General features: G+C 70.8%; 16 protein-coding genes. 12 read left to right on the top strand and 4 right to left on the bottom strand.

The features are described from left to right. Positions 1-51 precede the first annotated feature (51 nt). From CES90_RS07625 to CES90_RS07590, 8 genes are all read left to right on the top strand, one after another. The gene (locus CES90_RS07625; protein ID WP_189782419.1) at positions 52-1683 is read left to right on the top strand and encodes a serine/threonine-protein kinase; all 1632 of its coding nucleotides are present in this window, start codon (positions 52-54) and stop codon (positions 1681-1683) included. A 119-nt stretch (positions 1684-1802) separates the two neighbouring features. Next, positions 1803-3491 (top strand): serine/threonine-protein kinase, encoded by a 1689-nt coding sequence (locus CES90_RS07620; protein WP_189782257.1) that lies wholly within the window; start codon positions 1803-1805, stop codon positions 3489-3491. Positions 3492-3662: 171 nt separating this feature from the next. After that, entirely contained in the window at positions 3663-5369 is a 1707-nt protein-coding gene (locus CES90_RS07615; protein WP_189782258.1) for a serine/threonine-protein kinase, read from the top strand. Between the two features lie 121 nt (positions 5370-5490). Beyond that, positions 5491-6882, top strand: coding sequence for a diacylglycerol/lipid kinase family protein (locus CES90_RS07610; RefSeq protein ID WP_189782259.1), 1392 nt, complete (start codon positions 5491-5493; stop codon positions 6880-6882). Between the two features lie 81 nt (positions 6883-6963). Continuing rightward, entirely contained in the window at positions 6964-8739 is a 1776-nt protein-coding gene (locus CES90_RS07605) for a serine/threonine-protein kinase (RefSeq protein ID WP_189782260.1), read from the top strand. Positions 8740-8875: 136 nt separating this feature from the next. Further along, positions 8876-10507, top strand: coding sequence for a succinic semialdehyde dehydrogenase (locus CES90_RS07600; RefSeq protein ID WP_189782261.1), 1632 nt, complete (start codon positions 8876-8878; stop codon positions 10505-10507). 36 nt (positions 10508-10543) lie between these two features. Continuing rightward, positions 10544-12343, top strand: coding sequence for a GMC family oxidoreductase (locus CES90_RS07595; RefSeq protein WP_189782262.1), 1800 nt, complete (start codon positions 10544-10546; stop codon positions 12341-12343). Positions 12344-12624: 281 nt separating this feature from the next. Further along, positions 12625-13353 (top strand): hypothetical protein, encoded by a 729-nt coding sequence (locus tag CES90_RS07590; RefSeq protein WP_229913725.1) that lies wholly within the window; start codon positions 12625-12627, stop codon positions 13351-13353. Between the two features lie 554 nt (positions 13354-13907). Here CES90_RS07590 and CES90_RS07585 read toward each other — a convergent pair. Further along, entirely contained in the window at positions 13908-14210 is a 303-nt protein-coding gene (locus CES90_RS07585; protein ID WP_189782263.1) for a chorismate mutase, read from the bottom strand. A gap of 288 nt (positions 14211-14498) precedes the next feature. Between CES90_RS07585 and guaA the strand changes: the two genes are divergently transcribed. Beyond that, positions 14499-16079, top strand: a complete 1581-nt coding sequence (gene guaA / locus CES90_RS07580) for a glutamine-hydrolyzing GMP synthase (RefSeq protein WP_189782264.1) — start codon at positions 14499-14501, stop codon at positions 16077-16079. A gap of 17 nt (positions 16080-16096) precedes the next feature. Here guaA and CES90_RS07575 read toward each other — a convergent pair whose 3' ends face one another. Further along, positions 16097-16573 (bottom strand): pyridoxamine 5'-phosphate oxidase family protein, encoded by a 477-nt coding sequence (locus CES90_RS07575; protein WP_189782265.1) that lies wholly within the window; start codon positions 16571-16573, stop codon positions 16097-16099. A gap of 219 nt (positions 16574-16792) precedes the next feature. Here CES90_RS07575 and CES90_RS07570 point away from each other — a divergent pair, with 219 nt between their 5' ends. Next, complete coding sequence (locus CES90_RS07570) at positions 16793-17587, top strand: class II aldolase/adducin family protein (RefSeq protein ID WP_189782266.1); 795 nt, start codon at positions 16793-16795, stop codon at positions 17585-17587. Positions 17588-17624: 37 nt separating this feature from the next. Here the strand turns inward: CES90_RS07570 and CES90_RS07565 are convergent, their stop codons facing one another. Next, entirely contained in the window at positions 17625-18512 is an 888-nt protein-coding gene (locus CES90_RS07565) for a DUF4429 domain-containing protein (protein ID WP_189782267.1), read from the bottom strand. A gap of 316 nt (positions 18513-18828) precedes the next feature. Here CES90_RS07565 and CES90_RS07560 point away from each other — a divergent pair, with 316 nt between their 5' ends. Continuing rightward, complete coding sequence (locus CES90_RS07560; RefSeq protein WP_189782421.1) at positions 18829-20109, top strand: hypothetical protein; 1281 nt, start codon at positions 18829-18831, stop codon at positions 20107-20109. Positions 20110-20295: 186 nt separating this feature from the next. Then, on the top strand, positions 20296-20835 hold the full coding sequence (locus CES90_RS07555; protein ID WP_189782268.1) for a DoxX family membrane protein: 540 nt from the start codon (positions 20296-20298) through the stop codon (positions 20833-20835). Positions 20836-21358: 523 nt separating this feature from the next. Here the strand turns inward: CES90_RS07555 and CES90_RS07550 are convergent. Next, on the bottom strand, positions 21359-23014 hold the full coding sequence (locus tag CES90_RS07550) for a PspC domain-containing protein (RefSeq protein ID WP_189782269.1): 1656 nt from the start codon (positions 23012-23014) through the stop codon (positions 21359-21361). Between the last annotated feature and the right edge of the window lie 78 nt (positions 23015-23092).

Here is a 23092-nt window from a genome sequence, read left to right as displayed (position 1 = left end):
CCGCTCCTTAATCTGACCCTGTCAAGAACATTGCGGGGCAACGTGAATCAGATGCAGGGCCTGCTCCTCGCGGAGCGTTACCGGCTTGTCGACACGATCGGCAGCGGCGGTATGGGCAGGGTGTGGCGCGCGCACGATGTGGTGCTGCACCGGGCCGTCGCGGTCAAGGAGCTGACGGCGGCGCTCTACGTCTCGGAGAACGAGCGGACCGTCCTGCTGAAGCGGACCCGGGCCGAGGCGCGCGCGGCGGCGCGGATCAACCACTCGGCCGTCGTCACCGTGCACGACGTGCTGGAGCACGACAACCGGCCGTGGATCGTCATGGAGCTGGTCGAGGGTGTCTCGCTGGCCGACGCGGTCAGGGAGCAGGGGCGCGTCGAGCCGCGCGAGGCGGCGCGGATCGGCATGTGGGTGCTGCGCGCGCTCCGGGCCGCCCACGGGGCCGGTGTACTGCACCGCGACGTGAAGCCGGGCAACGTGCTGCTCGCCGAGGACGGCAGGGTCATGCTGACCGACTTCGGCATCGCCCAGGTCGAGGGCGACACCACCATCACGCGGACCGGGGAGATCGTCGGTTCCGTCGACTACATCGCCCCCGAACGGGTGCGCGGACAGGAGCCCGGGCACGCCTCCGACCTGTGGTCGTTGGGCGCCACGCTGTACACGGCGGTGGAGGGCAAGTCGCCGTTCCGGCGCACCACACCGCTCACCACCATGCAGGCAGTGGTGAGCGAGGAGGTCGCCGAGCCGGTGGCCGCGGGGCCGCTCGGGCCCGTCATCACCGCGCTGCTGTGCAAGGACCCCGCCGTACGGCCCGGTGCGGAGGAGGCCGAGCAGATGCTCGCCGAGGCGGCGGAGGGGCGGCGGCCGCGGATGGCTCAGGCGTACGTGCCCACGCAGGCCACGCAGGCCACGCAGGCCACGCGGGAACAGGCGGGGGACGCGGGGGGAGCGTCGGGGCGGCACACGTCGCCCGTGACCGCCGCCGGGGACGACGCGTCCGCGGCCCCCGGCACGCCCGTCACTCCGTTGGTCACCGTCCACCGGGGCGACGCTGCCGCGCCTGCTCCCGCTTCTGTCGCCAAGCGGCGCCGGTGGGTCCGTACGATCGCTCTCGTCGTCCTGTTGGCCGCGCTTGTCGGGGCCGGGGGCGCCGCCGCGATGTACTACGCGAACGAGTGGCGTCGGGGGGACAGTTCCGCCCAGGGGGAGCAGCCGACCGACGGCGTTCCCGAGGGGTGGGTTCGGGTCGAGGACCCGGAGGGTTTCAGCCTTGCGCTGCCCGAGGGCTGGAAGCGGCAGGTGGAGGGCGCGCAGATCGACTACACGCCCGACAACGGTGAGCACTTCCTCCGGGTCGCCGTGGACGACTCGCCGGACTTCGACAGCCCGTACCACCACCAGCTCGACCTGGAGGAGCAGGTGAAGGTGCGGTCCGAGTACCGGCGGGTGCATCTGGAGGAGAACATCTACCGCGACCGGCCGGGCGCGCTGTGGGACTTCACCTGGACCGCGGTGGCGAAGGACACGAAGTTCCCCGGGCCGCGCCGGGCGATCGAGCAGATGTATCTCGCCCGGGACGGCGTCGAGTACACGATCTACATGTCCGCGCCGGCGGCGGACTGGGAGACGGCGGAGGAGCAGTTCTACGCGGTGCTGCGCAGCTGGCGGCCGACGCGGTAGCGACGGCAGCGGGCACCACGGCTCCCGCGCGCCGCTCGTGAGACGTGCGTACGTCGCTTGTCGGCCAGCCCGTGACCGGGCACCGGAGGGTTCCGGTCCGGTGGGGCATGATGGGGCGCATGGGGACCGAGGGGGAAAACGTCCGTGTCGTAGCGGGTCGTTACCGGCTGGAGGCCAGGATCGGCCGGGGCGGTATGGGCATCGTGTGGCGTGCCACCGACGAACTCCTCGGCCGTCAGGTGGCGGTCAAGGAGCTGGCCCTCGATTCGTCGCTGCCGGAGGAGGAGTCCCGGCAGCTGCGCGAGCGCACCCTGCGGGAGGCCCGGGCGGTCGCAGGGCTGAGCCACCCGCACATCATCGTCGTGCACGACGTCGTCGAGCAGGACGAACGCCCGTACATCGTGATGGAGTTGATCGACGGCGGCTCGCTCGCGGAGCGGATCGCGAACCATGGTCCGGTCGACGCGCGCGAGGCCGCCCGGATCGGCCTCGACCTGCTGGCCGCACTGCGGCGGGCGCACGACGCCGGGGTGCTGCACCGTGACCTCAAACCCGCGAACGTCCTGCTGGAGGCGGGCACCGACCGTGTCGTCCTGACCGACTTCGGCATCGCCCAGGTCGCGGGCGCGACCACGCTCACCGAGACCGGGTCCTTCGTCGGCTCACCGGAGTACACCGCGCCCGAACGGATGTCCGGGGTCCGCGCCGGGCCGGAGTCCGACCTGTGGTCGCTGGGCGCGCTGCTGTGCGCCGTGCTGAGCGGGGAATCGCCGTTCCACCGGGACTCGTTGGGCGGCGTCCTGCACGCCGTCGTCTTCGACGAGATCCGCCCGCCGACGCAGGCCATGCCGCTGCTCCCCGTCGTACGCGGGCTGCTGGAGCGCGACCCGGACCGACGGCTCGACGCGGCGGAGGCGGAACGGCTGCTGCGGGCGTTCCGGGAGACGGGCCGTACGCCGACGTCGTCCATGGCACCGAGGGCATCGACCGGTTACACGCCGACCCGGCGGGACGTGCCGCACACGCCCGCGGCCGGGGCTCTTCAGGACGCGCCGCCGGCCGGGCAGCCGGGGCCGCCCGCACCGGACCGGGTGGCGGCCCTGCGCGAGCAACCCGCGGAGCGGCCGCCGGCGCGCTCCACCCGGAGCGTGCTGCTCGCGGCCGCGCTGGTGGCGGCGATGGCCGGGGCAGGGGTGTCGGCGGCGGCGCTGCTGATGCAGGACGGCGGCGACGGGGGCGGCGGTACGACGCCGACGAGTTCGGCACCGCGTACGCCGGGGACGACCGGGACCGTCGGTACGCCGGGGGTCTCCGACGAGCCGAGTACGCCCACCGTCACGCGCTCGCGGGCCGCAACCGCGCCGACCGTGCCCTCCGGGTACCGACTCGCCGAGGACGAGCGGGGCTTCAGTCTGGCCGTGCCGGAGGGCTTCACGCGGGAGCCGCAGGGGGAACGCGTCTTCTACGAGTCGCCGGGGAACGCGATCCGGATCGGGATCAAGCTCGGCGACGCGAAGGAGGGCGGGCCGCTCGCGGTGATGCGGCGTGCGCACGAGAGGGGGCCCTCCACCAACCCCGGCTATCGGTACGGGCGGGTCGCCGAAACCACGCACGACGGATGGAACGCCGCGCTCTGGGAGTTCACCTGGGACGGCTTCAGCGCGACGGAGGGACCCAGACACACGTACGACCTGTGCTGGGAGCAGGACGGACGCCTGTATGACGTGTGGGTGTCGGCGCCGGTCGGGGACGTGAGCGAGGCGAAGGAGTACTTCGACGTTGCGGTCGACACGTTCGTACGTAACTGAGGGACGTAACTGAGGGACGTAACTGAGGGACGTAACTGAGGGAGACGTAGCTGAAGGACACCGCTGAAAGACGTACCAAACGGGAGATAAGCGGTGTTCCGCGTCACGGGTCTGTGACCGGAAAGCGACCGGGGTGGAAGCTCAAGGGCTTGCCGCGATACAGATAAACGTATGAGCAGCAACGGGGGAGCCCCTTACGGATCCGGCTATGGACCCGGCTACGGAGCCGACGAACCGACGAGTTTCGGACTGCAACCGCCGCAGCCGGGTGTGCAGTACCCGGGCAACCCGTACGCGCAGCCCACCCAGGTGGTCCAGCAACCGGCACCCACGCCCCCGCAGGCCTCGCCCGACCCCGGCACCGGCCGCCTGATAGCGGGCCGTTACCGGTTGCTTGCCAAGCTCGGCCACGGCGGCATGGGCACCGTGTGGCGGGCGAAGGACGAGACGGTGGACCGTGAGGTCGCCGTCAAGGAGCCCCGCGTACCGGACCATCTTCCCGAGCGTGAACGGGCCAACGCCTTCGAGCGGATGCGCCGTGAGGCACGCGCGGCGGCCAGGCTCGATCACCCGGCGGTCGTGAACGTGCACGATGTGGCGGTCGTGGACGGCCAGCCGTGGATCGTGATGGAGCTGGTGCAGGGGCGTTCGCTGGGCGACGCGCTCCAGGAGGGCACCCTCGGGGTGCGTGACGCGGCGAGAATCGGCCTTGAGGTGTTCGGCGCGCTGGAGGCCGCGCACGCGGCGGGCATCCTGCACCGTGACGTCAAGCCCGACAACGTCCTCCTCGGCCGCCACGACCGCGTCGTCCTCACCGACTTCGGCATCGCCCAGATCGAGGGCGAGACCAACCTGACGGACACCGGTGGCTTCGTCGGATCGCCCGAGTACATCGCCCCCGAGCGGGTGCTGGGCCAGCGTCCCGGCCCCGCGTCGGACCTCTGGTCGCTCGGTGTCGTCCTCTACGCGGCCACGGAGGGGGTCTCGCCCTTCCGCCGCAGCAACACCCCCGCGACCCTGCAGTCGGTGCTCAACGCCACGCCCGCGCCGCCCGCTTCGGCACGCGGCCCGCTGGCCGAGGTCATCAACGGCCTCCTGGAGAAGGACCCCGCGCGTCGCCCGACCGCCGCCCGGGTCCGTGAGCTGCTTCAGGCGGCCGCGAACCCGCCGGCTCCGGCGCCCACCCAGGTGGTCCACCAGGCCGCCGCCGGGCAGGCTGTCGCGTCGGCTGCCGGCAAGGGCGTACACCTCGGCCCCAAGGCGCTCGTCGGCCTGGGCGCGGCGGTCGTCGCGGCGGCGGTGACGGCGTACCTGGTGATCGCGAAGCCGTTCGCGGGTCCGCTGCCCGAGGGATGGAAGCAGCGGAACCTCGGTCCGAAGGTCGCTGCGAGCGTCGGCGTGCCCGACGGGTTCGTGAAGTACAAGTTCGAGCCGGACGAGATGGACGGCCCCGCCGCGCGGTTCGTCGACCCGAGCGGCCTGATATGGATCACCGTCGACCGCGACGTCAAGAAGAACGACAAGAAGAACGACAAGGAGAACGAGATCCCGGGCGCCGCGCTGGACAAGGCGTACGTGGACTGGGGGCTGCTCAAGGACGGCGAGTACAGCTGGGACATCGCCGACGAGCCCGCGCCCAAGGGCGAGCCGCACGAGACCACGTTCCAGGACCGCAAGGCCGCCGAGAACACCATCGTCTACACGACGACGGACAGTCAGAACCCGCGGGTGCGGGAGGCCCGGGTCCTCTACTACCGGGCGAGCAACGGCGACATGTACCGGCTGTGGGTCGACTACCCGGGCAAGGGCCACTTCACCGAACAGGGCCGCGAGATCGCCGGTACGGCGCTCGCGACCCTGGAGATCGACAACTTGTAGAAGATGTCCGCCGGGATGTCGTGCTGGGCACACGCCCGGCGCCCATCGCTTTCTCGCGCCCTCTGGCCCTAACATGCCGTGTCAAGTGCATGATCGGCGGGAGTGAGAAGGGCCAGCGCGCGTGGGCATCGAACATTTCGACGTACGGGCTCACGCCAGACAACGCTGGGCGGCCCGGGTCGCACTGGCCTGTGCGGTGTCCGCCGTACTGCTGCCGCTCGGTTACGCGCGCGAGGCGAGTCTCTTCCTCGTCGCGGGAGTCCTCGTGGGCGTCGGCGTCACGGCGGCCTCCCTCTGGTGGGTGCTGACCCACCGGGGCGCCGCCCGGATCGCGGCGGGCGCGCTGGCCGTGGCCGCGCCGGTCGCCGTCATCTGGTGGTTCGCCACCGTCAACCTGTTGTGGGTCGTGGTCGTGTCCGCGGCGCTGTGGGGCGCCGCCGTCTGGTTGGGCAAGTTCACCCTCAGCAGCACCAAGTCCCACCAGGTCGACGTACCGGAGCACCCCACGCCCGCGCCCACCCGGCCGTTCCTCATCATGAACCCGAAGTCCGGCGGCGGAAAGGTCGACCGGTTCCGGCTGAAGGAGAAGGCCGAGCGGCTCGGCGCCACCGTCCATCTGCTCGACCCCTCCCACCCCGAGGACGTCGCCGTGCTGGCCCGGGACGCCGTCCGCGCCGGCGCCGACCTGCTCGGGGTGGCGGGCGGCGACGGCACCCAGGCCCAGGTGGCCGCCATCGCGGCGGCGTACGACGTCCCCCTACTCGTCATCTCCGCCGGCACCCGCAACCACTTCGCCATGGACCTCGGGCTGGACCGCGACAACCCGGCCGCCTGCCTCGACGCCCTCACCGACAAGGGTGTCGAGCTCCACGTGGACCTCGGGTATGCGAGCGGCCACCCCTTCGTCAACAACGCCTCCTTCGGCGCGTACGCCGCCGTCGTACAGAGCCCCGCGTACCGCGACGACAAGGTCCGCACCACCCTGGAGCTGCTGCCCGAACTGCTCACGCACCAGCGGGGCCCGAGGCTCACCGCGCGAATCGGGGACGCCGTCATCGACGCGCCCCAGGCCGTGCTCGTCAGCAACAACGTCTACCGCAGCGACGATCTCGTCGGCCTCGGCCGCCGGGAGCGCCTGGACGCCGGGGTGCTCGGGGTGGTCGGCATCCGGGTCGACAGCGCCGCCGAGGCCGCCGGACTGGTCCTCGGCCCGAACGCCCCCGGGCTCAGCCTCCTGATCGCCGACGAGATCGTCGTCGAGGCCGACCGGCCGGAGATCGAGGTCGGGATCGACGGCGAGGCCCTCGTCCTGCCCACCCCCGTCCACTGCCGGGTCTCGCAGAAGGCGCTGCGCGTGCGGGTGCCACGCGACCGCCCCGGCGTCCCCGAGCCCAAACCGCCCCTCGACTGGCGCCGGTTGCGCAAGCTCGCCGCCGCGGTCGGCCGTACGGCCCTGCCCAAGCACCGCGAACGGTACGGGTGGCTGCAGGACCTGTGGAACCGGTGGCGCTAGCACTTGTCAGAACTCGTCGAGGCCCTGTCGCGTCCTGGCGATACGTCGACAACTTCCGCCCCCGCACGGTACTGATGTGGCATGAAGGACGACGGTGAACATCCGTACGGTGGACTCCTGGACGACGACCGCCCGGAGGAAGCGGTACGGGAGAGCGGAGTTCGGGAGAGCGGAAGCCCGGAGAACGGACGACGCCCGGAGAGCGGAGTCCCACGTGGCGGTCGGCTGATCGGCGGCCGTTACCGACTCGCCGAACGCATCGGCTCCGGCGGTATGGGCACCGTCTGGCGAGCCGTCGACGAACTCGTGGACCGGGAAGTCGCCGTCAAGCAGCCGAAGTTGCCCGGTGACGCCGACGACCCGGACGGCCCCGAGGGCGAGATGCGCCAGCGGGCCGCCAACCGGCTCCACCGCGAGGCCCGCGCCGCCGCCCGTGTCGATCACCCTTCGGCCGTCACCATCCACGATGTCGTGGTCGAGGACGGATATCCGTGGATCGTCATGGAACTCGTCCGCGGCGAATCCCTCCACGAGGTGCTCAAGCGCGGTGCCCTTCCTCCCGCCGAGTCCGCCCGTATCGGTCTCGCCGTCGTCGGCGCCCTGCGCGCCGCGCACTCCGTCGGCATCGTGCACCGCGACGTCAAACCCGCCAACGTCCTGCTCGGACCGCACGGCCAGGTCGTCCTCACCGACTTCGGCATCGCCCATGTCCAGGGCGAGGAATCGCTCACCGTGACGGGCGAGTTCATCGGATCGCTCGAGTTCGTCGCCCCCGAGCGCATGTCCGGGCCCGGCGCCGCCGGTCCGCCCTCCGACCTGTGGTCGCTCGGCGTCCTCCTGTACGCCGCCGTCGAGGGCTGGTCCCCCTTCCGCCGTACGACGCTGGAGTCCACCCTTGCCGCGATCCTCTCCACCGAGCCCCCGACGCCCGAGCGCGCGGGCCCTCTCGGCCCTCTCGTCGTACGGCTGTTGACCAAGGAACCGGCGGCGCGCCCCGACGCCGAAGAGGCCGCCAGGATCCTGGCGGACGTGGCGGAGGACCGGGTCCCGGAGATTCAGAGCCCGTCCGATCTCCAGCAACTGGGCGAGGACGTGGGGACGGTACGGCTCGGGGGCGAGCTCTCCCGGGCGGCCGCGGGATCGGGTGGCGCAGAGAGCGGTGAGCCGGAGGCCGCGCGCGGGACTGCCGTCGTGCGCCCCGGCCCCGGGTGGAAGCCGGGCCGGCGTGGTTCCCGGCGGCTTCTCGTCGTCGCGGCCGTCGCCGGAGCCCTGCTGGCCGGCGGGGGAGTCTGGGTCGGGACGTACCTCGGCGGGGGCGGTGTCTACGCGGTCGCCGAGCCCGAGATCGGGTCATTTCCTGCCCGGAGCGAACCCAGCTCCAGCGCCAGTGGGACGACCGCTGCCGACTGGGTGGCCCACAACGAGAAGGCCATGAACGCCGTCCTCTCCCTCCCGCGCCCCTACGAACGGCTCCGCGCGCAGGGCGGGAAGAACGACCAGCCCCGCACGGTCACCTACGACGGCGAGGACGTCATCCAGGTGCGGCTCACCCAGTGGGACAAGGCGCCGGCGACCCCCATGGCCCAGGCCAAGGACTCCACCGACATCGTGGAGGGCGACGGGAAGGTCGGCGCCCAGTACACACGCACCAGCTTCCAGGAGCAGGAGGCCGTCCTCGCCGACACCACCCACTACCTGGACGGCACGCCCACCCGGGTCATGGAGCTGATCATCCGCACCGACGACAGCCGGATGTACGAGCTGCGCGTGGACATGCCGAAGGGGACGGCGGACGAGAAGAAGGGCACGGCGGTGTTCAAGGGCGCCCGGGAGCGACTGAAGATCCTCGGGATGTGACCAATCCCGCGATCACCTGCACAACGAGCTGATCAGCGTATTCATGCCACTGATCACTGGCGTGGTGTGCGCGCCCGGTGAAAGCCTGTTACCGCCGGGTATCCAAAGTCGTCCGCTCCGGAATACCCTGCGCGTCATGACGGACTCGCAGGCCCCCGAAAAGACCGGCACGGTACGGACGACCGGCACCAACCCCCTCGCGCCCGCCCCCGCCGGCGCCCGTACGGCCGCCGACGTGGTCACCCCCGAACTGGTCGCCCAGCTCACCAAAGGCGTGGTCGGATCCGGCCGGACCGCCAACCACACGCCGTTCACCGGCGAGAAGCTCGCCGACCTGCCCGAGTCCACTCCCGAGGACGTGGTGAAGGCCTACGAGCGGGCCCGCGCCGCCCAGGCCGTCTGGGCCCAGGTGCCCGTGCGTGAACGCGCCGCCGTACTCCTCCGCTTCCACGACCTGGTGCTCGAACGCCAGGCCGAGGTCCTCGACCTGATCCAGCTGGAGACCGGCAAAGCCCGTCTGCACGCGCATGAGGAGGTCCAGGCCGTCGCGGTCGCCACCCGCCACTACGGCCGCAAGGCCCCCTTCTATCTGAAGCCGAAGCGGCACGCGGGCGCGATGCCGACCCTCACGAAGGTCACGGAACTCCGCCACCCGCGCGGTGTGGTCGGCCAGATCGCCCCCTGGAACTACCCCCTCGAACTCTCCGTCGGCGACGCCATCCCCGCCTTCGTCGCGGGCAACGCGGTGGTGATGAAGCCCGACACGGAGACGTGCCTCACCGCGCTCTGGGCCCGTGACCTCCTCATCGAGGCCGGTCTGCCCGCCGAGGTCTTCCAGGTCGTCATCGGCGAGGGCCCCGTCGTCGGCCCCGAGGTCGTCAAGCACGCCGACTACGTCTCCTTCACCGGCTCCACCCGCACCGGCCGCGAGGTCGCCCAGGGCGCCGCCGCCCGTCTCGTCGGCGTCTCCCTCGAACTCGGCGGCAAGAACGCCATGCTGGTCCTGGAGGACGCCGACATAGAGAAGGCGGCCGCGGGAGCAGTCCGCGCCTGCTTCTCCTCCGCAGGTCAACTCTGCATCTCGATCGAGCGGTTGTACGTCCACGAGTCCATCGCCGACGCCTTCCTGGAGCGCTTCGCCGCCCGCACCAAGGCCATGCGCCTCGGCAAGTCCCTCGCGTACGGCGCCGAGATGGGCTCCCTCGTCGGCGACCGTCAGCTGGAGACCGTCACGAGGCACGTCGACGAGGCCGTGGCGAAGGGCGCGAAGGTGGTGGCCGGCGGAGTGGCCCGCCCGGACATCGGCCCCTACTTCTACGAGCCCACGATCCTCGACGGCGTCTCGGAACCCATGTCCGTCTGCACGGAGGAGACCTTCGGCCCGGTCGTCTCCATCTACCGTTTCAAGGACGAGGACGCCGCGGTCGAGGAGGCCAACTCCACCGCGTACGGTCTCAACGCCTCCGTCTGGACCAAGGACGGCCGCCGGGGCCGCGCCGTCGCCGCCCGCCTGCGCGCCGGCACCGTCAACGTCAACGAGGGCTACGCCTCCGCCTACGGCAGCGTCCAGTCCCCCATGGGCGGAATGAAGGACTCCGGCCTGGGCCGCCGCCACGGCTCGGAGGGCATCCTCAAGTACACGGAGGCCCAGACGGTCGCCCAGCAACGGCTGTTGCCGATGGCCCCGTCGCTCGGGATGGACGACGAGAAGTACGCGCAGGTCATGAGCCGCAGCCTGAGGGCGATGAAGGCACTCCGTCTCAGGTAAGGCTTTGCCCGCACGGACACTCAACGAGGAGCACACGTGCCCCAGGACGCTTACGACTACGACGTCATCGTCGTCGGCTCCGGCTTCGGCGGCAGCGTGACCGCCCTGCGCCTGACCGAGAAGGGCTACCGAGTCGGCGTCCTGGAAGCGGGCCGCCGCTTCACCCGGCAGTCGCTCCCCAGGAACTCCTGGGACCTGAAGAACTACCTCTGGGCCCCGGCCCTCGGCATGTACGGCATCCAGCGCATCCACCTGCTGGGCAATGTCATGGTCCTGGCCGGGGCCGGTGTGGGCGGCGGCTCCCTCAACTACGCCAACACCCTCTACGTACCGCCGAAGCCCTTCTTCGAAGACCCTCAGTGGAAGGACATCACCGACTGGCAGGAGGAGCTGAAGCCGTACTACGACCAGGCCCGCCGCATGCTCGGCGTACGGCTCAACCCGACGATGACCCCGTCGGACGTGCACCTCAAGGCCACAGCGGAGCGTATGGGCGTCGGTGACAGCTTCCACCTCGCCCCGGTCGGCGTCTTCTTCGGTGACGGCGAGGACGCGGACGGACAGGCGAAGGCCGCGCCCGGCGATCAGGTCGCGGACCCGTACTTCGGCGGCGCGGGCCCCGCCCGCAACGCCTGCACCGAGTGCGGCGAGTGCATGACCGGTTGCCGCCACGGCGCGAAGAACACCCTCAACGAGAACTACCTCTACCTCGCCGAGAAGGCGGGCGCGGTCGTCCATCCGATGACGACGGTCGTCGCGCTCACCGAGGACTCGCAGGGCGGCTACGCCGTCACGACCCTCCCGACCGACGACCGCCGCAAGGGTGAGTCCCGTGTGCTGAAGGCCCGCCGGGTCGTCCTCGCGGCCGGCACCTACGGCACGCAGACCCTGCTGCACCGCATGAAGGCGAACGGCCAACTGCCGTACATCTCGGACCGTCTGGGCATGCTGACCCGCACCAACTCCGAGGCCCTGGTCGGCGCCCAGACCGACAACCGCCGCTACCGCAAGGCCCATGGCGCGCCCGAGGTCGACTTCACCCGCGGTGTGGCGATCACCTCCTCCATCCACCCCGACGAGAACACCCACATCGAACCGGTGCGCTACGGCAAGGGCTCGAATGCGATGGGCGGCCTGTCGATCCTCCAGGTCCCGTACGCGGGCGGTACCGCGTCGGGCACGTCACGCGTCCTGGGCTGGCTGGCCCACGCGGCCAAACACCCCTGGCTGGTGGCCCGTTCCCTCTCCAACCGCCGCTGGTCGGAGCGGACCATCATCGGCCTGGTGATGCAGTCCCTGGACAACTCCCTCACCACTCAGTTGAAGCAGAAAGGGCCGGGCAAGGGCCTGTTGACGGCACGTCAGGGCCATGGCGCCCCCAACCCCAAGCAGATCGAGGCCGCTTCGACGGCCGCGTCGGCACTCGCCGCCGAGATCAACGGTTTCGCCGGCAGCAACGTCGGTGAACTCATGGGCACCCCGCTCACCGCGCACTTCCTCGGCGGCTGCCCCATCGGCGCCACCGCCGACGACGGCGTCATCGACCCGTACCACCGCCTCTACGGCCACCCCGGCATCTCCGTCGTCGACGGCGCCGCGGTCTCCGCGAACCTGGGCGTGAACCCGTCCCTGACGATCACCGCCCAGGCCGAGCGCGCGATGTCGTACTGGCCCAACAAGGGCGAGCCCGACCACCGCCCCGCCCCCGGAACGGCGTACGAACGCCTCCGCCCGGTGGAGCCCCTGAATCCGGCGGTCCCGGCGGACGCCTTCGGCGCGCTGCGGCTGCCGCTGATGCCGGTGCCCACGGTGCCGCCGAAGAAGCACCGGTCATGAAGAAGTGAAGCCATAGGGGGGAAGGACCCGCACCCCCCTCCGAGCGCGGGTTCTTCCCCCGTGTGCGATGTGTGACCGGCGAGTGGAGGCAAGGGTTGCCCTCGTGATCACACTTTTCTTGTGTGTTCTGGGTCACAGGTGAATAGGTGGGGCGCGTGGTGTCGCGTCCATGATGAGATGGCCCCTGGCCTAAACATGACTGTCTGTGGCCTGAGAACCCCTTGTGGAACGCGCAGGGGTTACTTGTGATGCGTGAAGCGAAGTTTGTGAGGGTGGGGAACGTGAAGTCGAAGATGTCGCGAGCAGCGGTGGCCGTCTCGGTAGTGGCCACGCTGGGGCTCACCGCGGCGTGCGGTGGGGGCGGCGACGAGGTCAAAGAGGCGGAGAAGAAGCCGTCGGCGTCCGCCTCGGCCTCCGAGAAGGCGAAGGACACGGCCGGGCAGGCCGCGCTGACCGAGGCCCAGCTGAAGAAGGCCGCCCTCGTGGACGGCGAGGTCAAGGGCTACACGATCGCCGACATGCCCGCCGACGAGATGCCCGCCGACACCGTGCCCGCGGAGCCGGCCGCCTGCCAGTCCATCGCGAACATGTTCTTCTTCACGTCGGACCCGAAGGCGAAGGCCCGCGTCGGCCGCACCGTCACCCCGAAGGACGAGCTCTCTGGCAGCGTCATCTCCCTCGCCCTCGCCGCGCACGAGCAGAGCGACGCCGAGAAGGTGATGGCCGAGCTGCGCACGGCGACCGAGAACTGCACGAAGTACGAGCACGTCGGCAACAAGTACTCCGGCATCGAGGCCCTCACGGCCCCCGAGCAGGGCGACGAGGCCGTCTCGTACAAGATGAAGGGCGACATCGAGGGCACCAAGATCCCGATGTCCTTCACGGTGGTCCGCAGCGGCTCGACGCTCATCGGCTTCTACTCGATGAACATGCTCGACGCGGACAAGGCGCAGGTGCCGGCGGAGGTGCTGGAGGCGCAGGTCGCGAAGCTGGAGAAGGCAGCCGGCTGAGCCACCGGCCACTGGCTTCCGGCCACCGGCTGAGGCCGGTTCGGACTGGCGTGACGAAGGGCCCCGCGGGACGGAAGTCGCGGGGCCCTTCTGCGTCAGCACCGACGTCAGGGCAGCGCCGGTGCCTCGAAGCAGCGCCGGGGGGTTGCGCCGCTGGCTCGGGGTGGATCTGGGGCTGGGCTGGTGCCGGGGCTGTGGTTTTGCGGTGGTGTGGACCAATGGTCGCGATCTGTTCCGGCATCGTGCTGGACCGACAACGGCCTCCGCAACCGTTTCGACCACCCTTGAACAGATTCCGCCGGTCGGCCCCGGGCGTCCCCGGAGCCGACCGTTCTCTTGAGTGACCGGGCTGCTGTCCCCTGCCGTCCGGTCACATCCCTGGAGCGAGGTCCCACGGCGCACGGCACGATCCGTGCGCCTCATCGCTCCAGCGGAGCCACGCGTGGTTCTTCGGGCCCGGACCTGGCTGGCCCGGACACCGCTACCAACGAAGCGTGTCGTACGGCGGTCACGCGCCGTACGGGTGAGACGGCAGGCGCACGTACGTCCGCCGGTCAGATGCGCCCCCGGCACAACTCCAGCAGGGTCATGGCGAGCGCGGTGCCGGGCTTGCCCAGAGCGTCCCTGTAGTGGGCGAGGACCTCCATCTCCCGGGAAAGGTTCACCCGGCGGCCGCCCGACTCGATCCGCGCCTCCTGGATCACGGCCGACACCGCCATCCGCTCCTGCATCAGCCCGATGATGCGGTCGTCGAGCGCGTCGATCCGTTCCCGGGCGCCGCTGATCACATCGGCGGCCTCCGCGGTGTGCGCGCCTGTCCTGTCGCTGGTGGTGACGGTCATGTCGGGGCTCCTCATCGGTTCGGTCGGCGCCCCGGCTCGACAAGCCCCGAAAACGCCAGGCGCCCCGGACCTTGTCGGCCCGGGGCGCCTGGGGAAGTCGCTTGTCAGTAGCTCAAGCAGCACGACCATGGCAGCCGGTGGGCCGGTCGCCATAGGTAAAGAGGAAGGTCGAGTGCGCGAGCATGGGGGTCAGTATGCCACGGCTGGGCATGGGGGCGGAGTCCTCAGTGGGCCAGCACCACAAGTGGGCGCCCCGGTAGAATCGGCCACACAGACCCCCGCCCGACCGCCGGAAGGCACCCCGTGTCATCAGCGACCCCCGCTGCCGCCGCCCCCGACACCGTCCTGGTCGTCGACTTCGGCGCGCAGTACGCCCAGCTCATCGCCCGTCGCGTCCGCGAGGCCCGGGTCTACAGCGAGATCGTGCCGAGCACCATGCCGGTCGCGGAGATGCTCGCCAAGAACCCGGCGGCGATCATCCTCTCCGGCGGCCCTTCCTCGGTCTACGCCGAGGGCGCCCCCCGCCTCGACCGCGCACTCTTCGAGTCCGGCGTCCCGATCTTCGGCATGTGCTACGGCTTCCAGCTGATGGCCACCGCCCTCGGCGGCACCGTCGACAACACCGGCGCGCGCGAGTACGGCCGTACGCCCCTCCACGTAACGAAGTCCGGCTCCACCCTCTTCGAGGGCACCCCCGACGAGCAGTCGGTGTGGATGTCCCACGGCGACGCCTGCTCCGCCGCCCCCGAGGGCTTCACCGTCACGGCCTCCACCGACGTCGTACCGGTCGCCGCCTTCGAGAACGACGAGAAGAAGCTGTACGGCGTCCAGTACCACCCGGAGGTCATGCACTCCACGCACGGCCAGCAGGTCCTGGAGCACTTCCTCTACCGGGGCGCGGGCATCACCCCGAACTGGACCACCGGCAACGTGATCGAGGAGCAGGTCGCGGCCATCCGCGAGCTGGTCGGCGACAGGCGTGCGATCTGCGGCCTCTCCGGCGGCGTGGACTCCGCGGTCGCCGCGGCCCTCGTCCAGAAGGCCATCGGCTCCCAGCTGACCTGCGTGTACGTCGACCACGGCCTGATGCGCAAGAACGAGACCGAGCAGGTCGAGAAGGACTTCGTCGCGGCCACCGGCGTACAGCTGAAGGTCGTCGACGCGGAGGAGCGGTTCCTCAAGGCGCTCGCCGGGGTGTCCGACCCCGAGGAGAAGCGGAAGGTCATCGGCCGCGAGTTCATCCGGGTCTTCGAGCAGGCGCAAGCGGAGATCATCGCGGACGAGGGCCCGGCGGTGGAGTTCCTCGTCCAGGGCACCCTCTACCCGGATGTGGTCGAGTCCGGCGGTGGCACCGGCACGGCCAACATCAAGTCCCACCACAACGTGGGCGGCCTCCCCGAGGACCTGGAGTTCAAGCTCATCGAGCCGCTCCGCAAGCTCTTCAAGGACGAGGTGCGGATGGTCGGCCAGGAGCTCGGGCTCCCGGAGGAGATCGTCCAGCGCCAGCCCTTCCCGGGCCCGGGCCTCGGCATCCGTATCGTCGGCGAGGTCACCAAGGACCGCCTCGACCTGCTTCGCGAGGCCGACGCCATCGCCCGCGAGGAGCTGACGGCGGCCGGCCTCGACCGTGACATCTGGCAGTGCCCGGTCGTCCTGCTCGCGGACGTCCGCAGCGTCGGCGTCCAGGGCGACGGCCGCACCTACGGCCACCCGATCGTGCTCCGGCCCGTCTCCTCCGAGGACGCCATGACCGCCGACTGGTCGAGGCTGCCGTACGACGTCCTGGCGAAGATCTCGACCCGGATCACCAACGAGGTCGCCGACGTCAACCGGGTCGTCCTCGACGTGACGTCGAAGCCGCCGGGCACCATCGAGTGGGAGTGAGCCGTTTTTGAAGGGGCTCAGGTCCGCTTGAGAGTCCGCACCGGCTCTCCGGGCTTCCAGACCTGGACGACCAGGTACGTGTCGTCCTCGATGTAGGTCCGTACGACCTCCGTCAGCTCGGTGCGGAAGAGGTGGAACGGCTCCGGCGGTTCCACCTCTTCGCCGTATGCGGCCTTGACCGCGGGATCGTCGACCTCGATCGCCCGCCCGCTGATCCGTACGTCACCCCCGCCCATCTCCGTACCGGGGCCCGGATTGGCCTGCAACGCGAAGCGCGGGTCGCGGCGCAGGTCGAGCGCCTTGAGCGAGTCCGGCATCATCCCCAGCCAGAGCTCGCCGTTGTGGAACCTGACCTCCAGCCCGGTCGTACGCGGGGAGCCGTCCTTGCGGAGCGTGGCGAGGATGTGATGCGTGAACGCGCCGAAGCGGGCCTCGACGGTGGCGGCGAGACCGGGTTCGGCGGCGGCGAAGGCCGCCCAGTTGTCCGATGGCATACGGCGAGTCTCGCGCGGATACCCGACAAGCTCTGTCCGGTTGCCCCGAGCGACTCATGGCTCGACCCGAATGTGGCCGAGCATGCCCGAGCACCGTACCGCTGGCGCGTTTCTGTGACTTGCGTAACGGTTGCGTACCCTCTTCACGGGACGGACCTGTTCTGCGTGGGCGACCGACGGTAACTTCCGCTTCGTAAAGGAAGTCAGTCTGGAGGACACATGCACGGGCCCACACCGCCCCTGCCGCTACCCACCGACCAGCTGCGGTTCGCCATGCCGCCGATGCACGAGTCGGCGGCGGCCGAGCGGCGACACCGCAAAGAACGGCTGGCCGGGGCATTGAGGATCTTCGGGCGACTGGGATTCGAGGACGGGGTCTCGGGACACATCACCGCGCGCGACCCCGAGTTCAGCGACTGCTTCTGGGTCAATCCGTTCGGGATGCCGTTCAAGCACGTCACGGTGAGTGACCTCGTCCTCGCCAACCAGGACGGGCAGGTGATCGAGGGCAACTACCACGTGAACCAGGCGGCCTTCACCGTGCACGCCCAGGTGCACGCCGCCCGCCCCGACGTCGTCGCCGTCGCGCACTGCCACTCCGTGCACGGCCGCGCCCTCGCCGCCCTCGGCGACCTGATCGAGCCGATCACCCAGGAGTCCTGCGCCTTCTACGAGGACCACGCGCTCTACGACCACTACACGGGTGTCGCCGTGGACGCGGACGAGGGGCGCCGGATCGCGGCGGTGCTGGGCAGCCGTAAGGCTCTTGTGCTGCGCAACCATGGGCTGCTGACGGTCGGCGACTCGGTCGACGCGGCGGCGTGGTGGTTCCTGTCGATGGAACGCTCCGCGCAGGTCCAGCTGACCGCGAAGGCGGCGGGGCGACCGCTCCTCATCGAACACCGGTTGGCTGTGGCGACGCGGGAGCAGGCGGGCGGGGACCTGGTGGCGTGGATCAACTATCAGCCGCTGTGGCAGGACATCAGCCGGAGCGAGCCGGACCTGTTGAGCTGAAGGAAGTCCGGCCGGGGCTCAGGAGTCTTGCCCGGACTCAGAAGTTGCGTAGAACCGCTGCCTTTGTCACCGCGAACTCCTCGTCCGTCAGTACTCCGTCGCGGTTCAGTTCGCCCAACTCGCGCAGGCGGCGGAGGAGCACGTCGTGTGGGTCGGCGGACTGGGGCGGGGCGGCGGCTTCGGTGGGCCGAGGGCGAGCCGCGTGGTCGGCCGCATGTGTGGACGGATGGGGGAGCCGGGCCGTGACCGCCGTGGCGACCAGGGCCGTGAGCAGGTCGCGGCGGGTGCTGCCCCACAGGTCCAGGGCGAACGGGTCCTTCTCCGGCGGGAGTTTGGAGAACGCCGTCTCGCGTGTCACGAACCGCAGGAAGCCGTCCTCGTAACCGGAGTTGGGCAGCCACTCCACCTGGACGAGGTCGCCGATGTCGATGATCCGCGGGCCGGTCGCGCGCTTGACCCGGTCGGAGGTGTCGTTCCAGTCGATCCTGACCCGCGTACCGTCGAAGGAGACCGTGCCGTCGCTCGACCGGACGGACACCGGCACGGGTGGCCCGGGCAGGAGGTAGGTGGTGGCGGGCTCCTTCGGGGTCTGTTCGAGGAGCATGGCCTGCCGTATCTCCTCGGCCACGTACTCGGCGATCCCCGAGCGCTCGAGGTCGACCGTCAGCCGGTACGGGTCGGCCGCGTCCGGCAGCCGCCCGCCGGTGGCCCGGAGCAGCGGATCGCTGCCCTCGCGGAGCCGTAAGCGGAGCCGTCCGCGCTTGCGTTCGGGCTCGTAGACGACCCCGGACACCGCTTCCAGGGGCACCGCGATCTCCCCGTACGTCTGCCGGAACAGCGCCACGGAACGGTGCAGGCCAGGTGTGATCCGGACCGTGCTGCCGTCGAAGGCCCAGGTCCCGTCCTGCTGGATGATCTCGGCCATACGAAGATTCTCGCAGCCGGGTCAACACAAGGACCCGTACTTCACCCCGCGCTCTCCTTGCCCTCAGTGTCCCTGCCGGGCGCGGGCCGTGTTCCGTACGGCACAATTCGCTGTCATCGCGGGGCAGCCGTGCGGCCGCACGGCTGTGGTAGTGAGCGGACGGACATACGACGCCCGGCGATGGCGGTGAGGACGCCGATGACGGCGGCGGTGGCGGTGTCGGTGACGACGTCGGTGTCGGTCTCGGTGGCGGTGACGGCGAATGTCGAGGAAGCGGACGCAGATGCGGACGCGGTGCGGGAAGGCGGGCTCGGGCGTGGCGGTGCAGGAGGCGAGAGGCGGCATGGGCGCGAGTGCCCATGCCGGCGGGTGCACGTGCGGGGACTGCCCGCACGGGGCGCGCACGGGACATCGGCGCGCCGTCGCCGAGTTCCTGCTGAAGCGGGAGGAGTTCGCGTCCGGGCTGGGGCTGCCCGCGGCCGTCGCGCACTCGGCGTCCGCCTCCCGGCAGTGGGTCTCCGACGAACTCACCCAGTCCGCCGCCCTCGTCGCCGAACGCAGCCGGGTCGAGGGCGAGGCCTGGCTCGGCCGACTGTGGCTGCGCACGGCCGTCGTCGTCTGGGCCGCCGTCGTGACCCTGCTCCTCGTCCAGTCCCTCACCGCGATCGGCGCGGGCTGGACGACCGCCCGCACGGCCGGCCTCATCGCCGCTCTGCTGGTGGCCGTGGCACTGACCGGCGCCGGCTATCTGCACCGGGCACGCGGCGGCGCCCTCGCCCCCGTCATCGGTGAGGACAACCGTCTCTCCACCTCCCGTGCGGTCGCCGTCAGTTGGGTGCTGTTCGTGGTCTTCGCGATCCTCGTCCTGGTCGGCCGCCTGGCCGCCGCCTCCGACCACCGAGAACGCGACGCCCTCATCGCCGGCCTCGAACTCGCCCGCGGCGCCGGCATCGTGACCGTCCTCGCCGTCGTCTGCGGAATCGCGGTACTCGTCCGCCGCGTCGTCGGCCTCCGCGTCCTCTCCCAACGCCTCCAAAAGGTCCGCGCCCACCGCCCCCGCGCCGCCGACCTCCTCACCGACGACTCGGGCCGAGGCAGCTTCACCGACGTCCAGTACGTCGTCATCTGCACCGTCGCCCTCGCCTTCGCGGCGGTACGCCTGGCCCGCCGCCCCGACCAACTCCCCGACCTCCCGTGGGGTTTGGCCCTCCTCGTCCTCGTCTCGGCCGCCACCTACGTCGCCGGCAAGTACGCCGAGGGCGGCCGCCCCGTCATCCTCTCCGTCGTCCGCGCCCGCGAGGCCGGCGACCTCGACGCCCCCATCCGCAACGGCGACGACATCGAGATCCGCGGCGCCGGCTTCGTCCCCCCGGGCGCCCAGACCGCCGACCGCCTCTCCCGCATGGTCGTCCGCATCGGCCCCGTCCACGTCCACGTCCCCCTTGTCCCCGTGACCGGCGGCTTCGACAACCCCACCGACACCGTCCTCACCGTCCCCGTCCCCGCCGACGTAGAACCCGGCCAAACCGAGGTCCAGGTCATCACCGCAGCCGGCGTAGAAACCAACCGCTACGTGATCGAGGTCTCGGCGGACTGAGGGGTCGGTGGGGGGCCAGGGAGCGCAGCGCCCCTGGCGGGGTCCGGTGCGAGAAGGAGATGAGCCCGGGGACGAGCCACCCAGACCCGGAAAAAGTCGGTCGCACCATTGAGCACCCCCACCCCTCCGAACGTACCGTTCTGTTGAGGGGTCAACGGCACGGCGGACAAGAGGCGGCGCAGACTGATGACTCACGGCACTCGCACGGACTCCTACCCTCACTATCTCGACGGCGGCCGCGACTGGCGGGACACAGCCACCCGCTACGCCCTGCTGCCCCTGCGTGTCTTCCTCGGCATCACCTTCATCTACGCCGGCTTGGACAAACTCACCGACAGCGCGTTCATGGCGGACTCCGGCTCCGGCTCGATCGGCGACATGATGAGCGCCGCCCGCGACGCCTCCGCCATCCCGGCCATGATCGACATGGCGCTCAAGAACCCCGTCGGCTTCGGCTACGCCATCGCCATCGGTGAACTCGCCGTCGGCATCGGTACCCTCCTTGGTCTCCTCACCCGCCTCGCCGCCGTCGGCGGTGCCCTCATCTCCCTCAGCCTCTGGCTGACGGTCAGCTGGTCCGCGAGCCCGTACTACTACGGCAACGACCTCCCCTACCTCATGGCCTGGCTCCCCCTGATCCTTGCCGGAGCCCCGGTGCTCTCCGTGGACGCCGCCATCCGATCCCGACGCGGCAGCAGCAGGCACCGAGCGGCTGGCTACCGGTGACGCCCACCGCCCCCTACGGCCTGCGCCTTGGCGTGGCCGACCGACCTGGCCCGACCTGACCTGCCTGGGCCATCCCCGGCCGGGCGGCGCGTGCGGTTGTTGGCTCTGGTCGGGGGGAGGACCTGTGCCAGGTCAGCCCCGCCCGCCCGAGTCCGGCGCCTGGGTATTCCCCGGTATTCGTCCCGCCTGTCCTGCCGGGTCCATACGCCCTGTCGGTCCCAGTGGTCCTGCGTGTCCTGTCGGGCCTGCCGGTCCCATCGGCCCCGCAGGACCCATCGGTCCCACCGGCCCCATCGGTCCCATAGGTCCGGCAGGTCCCACCCGGCCGCCCGGCCGCCCCGACGCCCGGCGGCCCCGTATCGCGTGGTTCAGGAAGGCCACGGCGCCCGCGAGGCACAGTCCGGAGACGACGAGCGGTATCACTATGAACCACGGTGTCTCCCACGCATCGCCCGCGTCGCCGAGATAGACGACACCGGCGAGGATGAGGAAGCAGCCGGCGACGAACTTGCCCGGCTTGAACTCATGCCGCAGCACGGGCCACCTCCGCCTGCCCCAGACCGACCTCGAGGTCGATGGTGATCGTGCCACCGCTGTCCGCTCCCTTCGCCGGAGACAGCGTCAGCTGATCGCTCGTGTCCGGTGCCACGTCCACGTCCTCCTTGTCGTCACCCGGCAACTGGATGTCACCGAGGCCCACTTCGATGTCGAGCCGCACGGTGACGTCCGGCGGAACCACCACCTTCACCTTGCCCGCGCCCACGTCCACACTCGTGGCCAGCGTCTGCCCCTTCGCCACGTTCACCTTCGTCAGGTCCAGGGTGCCCACGCCCGTGCCCAGCGCGTACTGGTCGGCCACACCCGCGGCGTTCCGCGGTGTCCACTCCGTACGGACCCAGTCCGTGGTGATGTTCGTCGGGAGCGCCGCAGTGCACGCCAGGAGTCCCGCCGTGACCACGGCCAGGAAGATCGACCCTGCTCCCGTACGGCCCAGGAACGCGCTCACGGCTATGCCCAGGCCGAACACGACCAGCGCGCAGGCCAGACCGGTCTGCAGGCTGGCGGCCAGCGCGCGGTCCTCCCATGTCGCTCCCGTGCCGAGGCCGCCGGCCAGCAACGCGAGCAGGAAGACCCAGCCGCCTATCCAGCGCGGTGTGCGCGGCTTGGGCCCGCGTGCGGTGCGTATGCCCTGTTGGGTGGGCATGCCCCGGGCGATATTGACCGCCGCGGCGATGTCCCGGTCGCGTGCCTCCCACGGGCCCCACAGATAGCCCGTGCCGCCCACGTGCGTGCCGTCCTTGACTATCGGGTCGCGCCACCAGGAGGGATAGGAGGCGGCCACGGGTGGCGCCTGGGCCTCCGGCGGGGCGTCGGCGACGGCCTGTGCGGCGAGAGGGTCCGGGTCGGGGGCGCCGCGCTGCTGCGACCAGTACCCCGCGCCGGCCAGGAGCAGGGAGACGACCACGGAGAAGGTCAGGGCCGTGTTGTTGCCCAGCATGGTGAGGAACACGCCGCAGCCGACGAGCGCGAAGAGCACGGCGGTCAGGGCATGGCCGTCGACCCGGCCCGTCAGCAGCTTGCGTACCTCGTTCTCCTCCTCGTCGTCGTACGGCACGAGCAGCCAGGCGAAGCCATAGAAGATGAGGCCGAGGCCGCCGGTCGCGGAGAGCACCACGAGCACGATCCGGAAGATCACCGGATCCATGTCGCACTGCCGCCCGAGCCCGGCACAGACACCGCCCAGCATCTTGTACCGCCGGTCACGGCGGAACTTGCGCGGAACGGGGGCGTCGGCCGGATCACCGGGAGAGGCGTCCTCTGCGGCGCCGCTGGAACCGGCGGGGGCGGGTTGGTTCGTCATATCGCCCGTGCCGTGGGCGTTGCCTCGGCCTGTCATGTCGGCGGAATCGTGCGGGTCGGCCTGCTCAGGCCTGTCGGCCGAACCGTCGGCGCCACCCTTGTGTGTGGGCGCGCCCATGTGCGCACCTGCCCGCGTGCCCGTGCCCGTGCCCGTGCCCGTGCCCGTGCTCGCATGCGTGTGTGCGCCCGCGCCTTCGTGTGCGCGCGGCTTCTTCGCCGTGCCCGGTGGGGGCACGGCGTCCTGCGGCTTGTTGGTCGGCCGCCGGTCGGGACCCGAGCTGGGGCCCGGCTCCGATGCCGCGTGCTGGTGATCCGTCATGCGTCCATCGTGACCGCCGAGCCGTTCCGATGGCAGTCGGGATGACCCTGGTCGAACCCTGATATCGGCCCGGGGATG

It is taken from the genome of Streptomyces capitiformicae (genome assembly GCF_002214185.1).
GTDB lineage: Bacteria > Actinomycetota > Actinomycetes > Streptomycetales > Streptomycetaceae > Streptomyces > Streptomyces capitiformicae.
The sequence above is the reverse complement of the archived record's forward strand: the minus strand, read 5'-3'. Positions and strand labels throughout refer to the sequence as shown.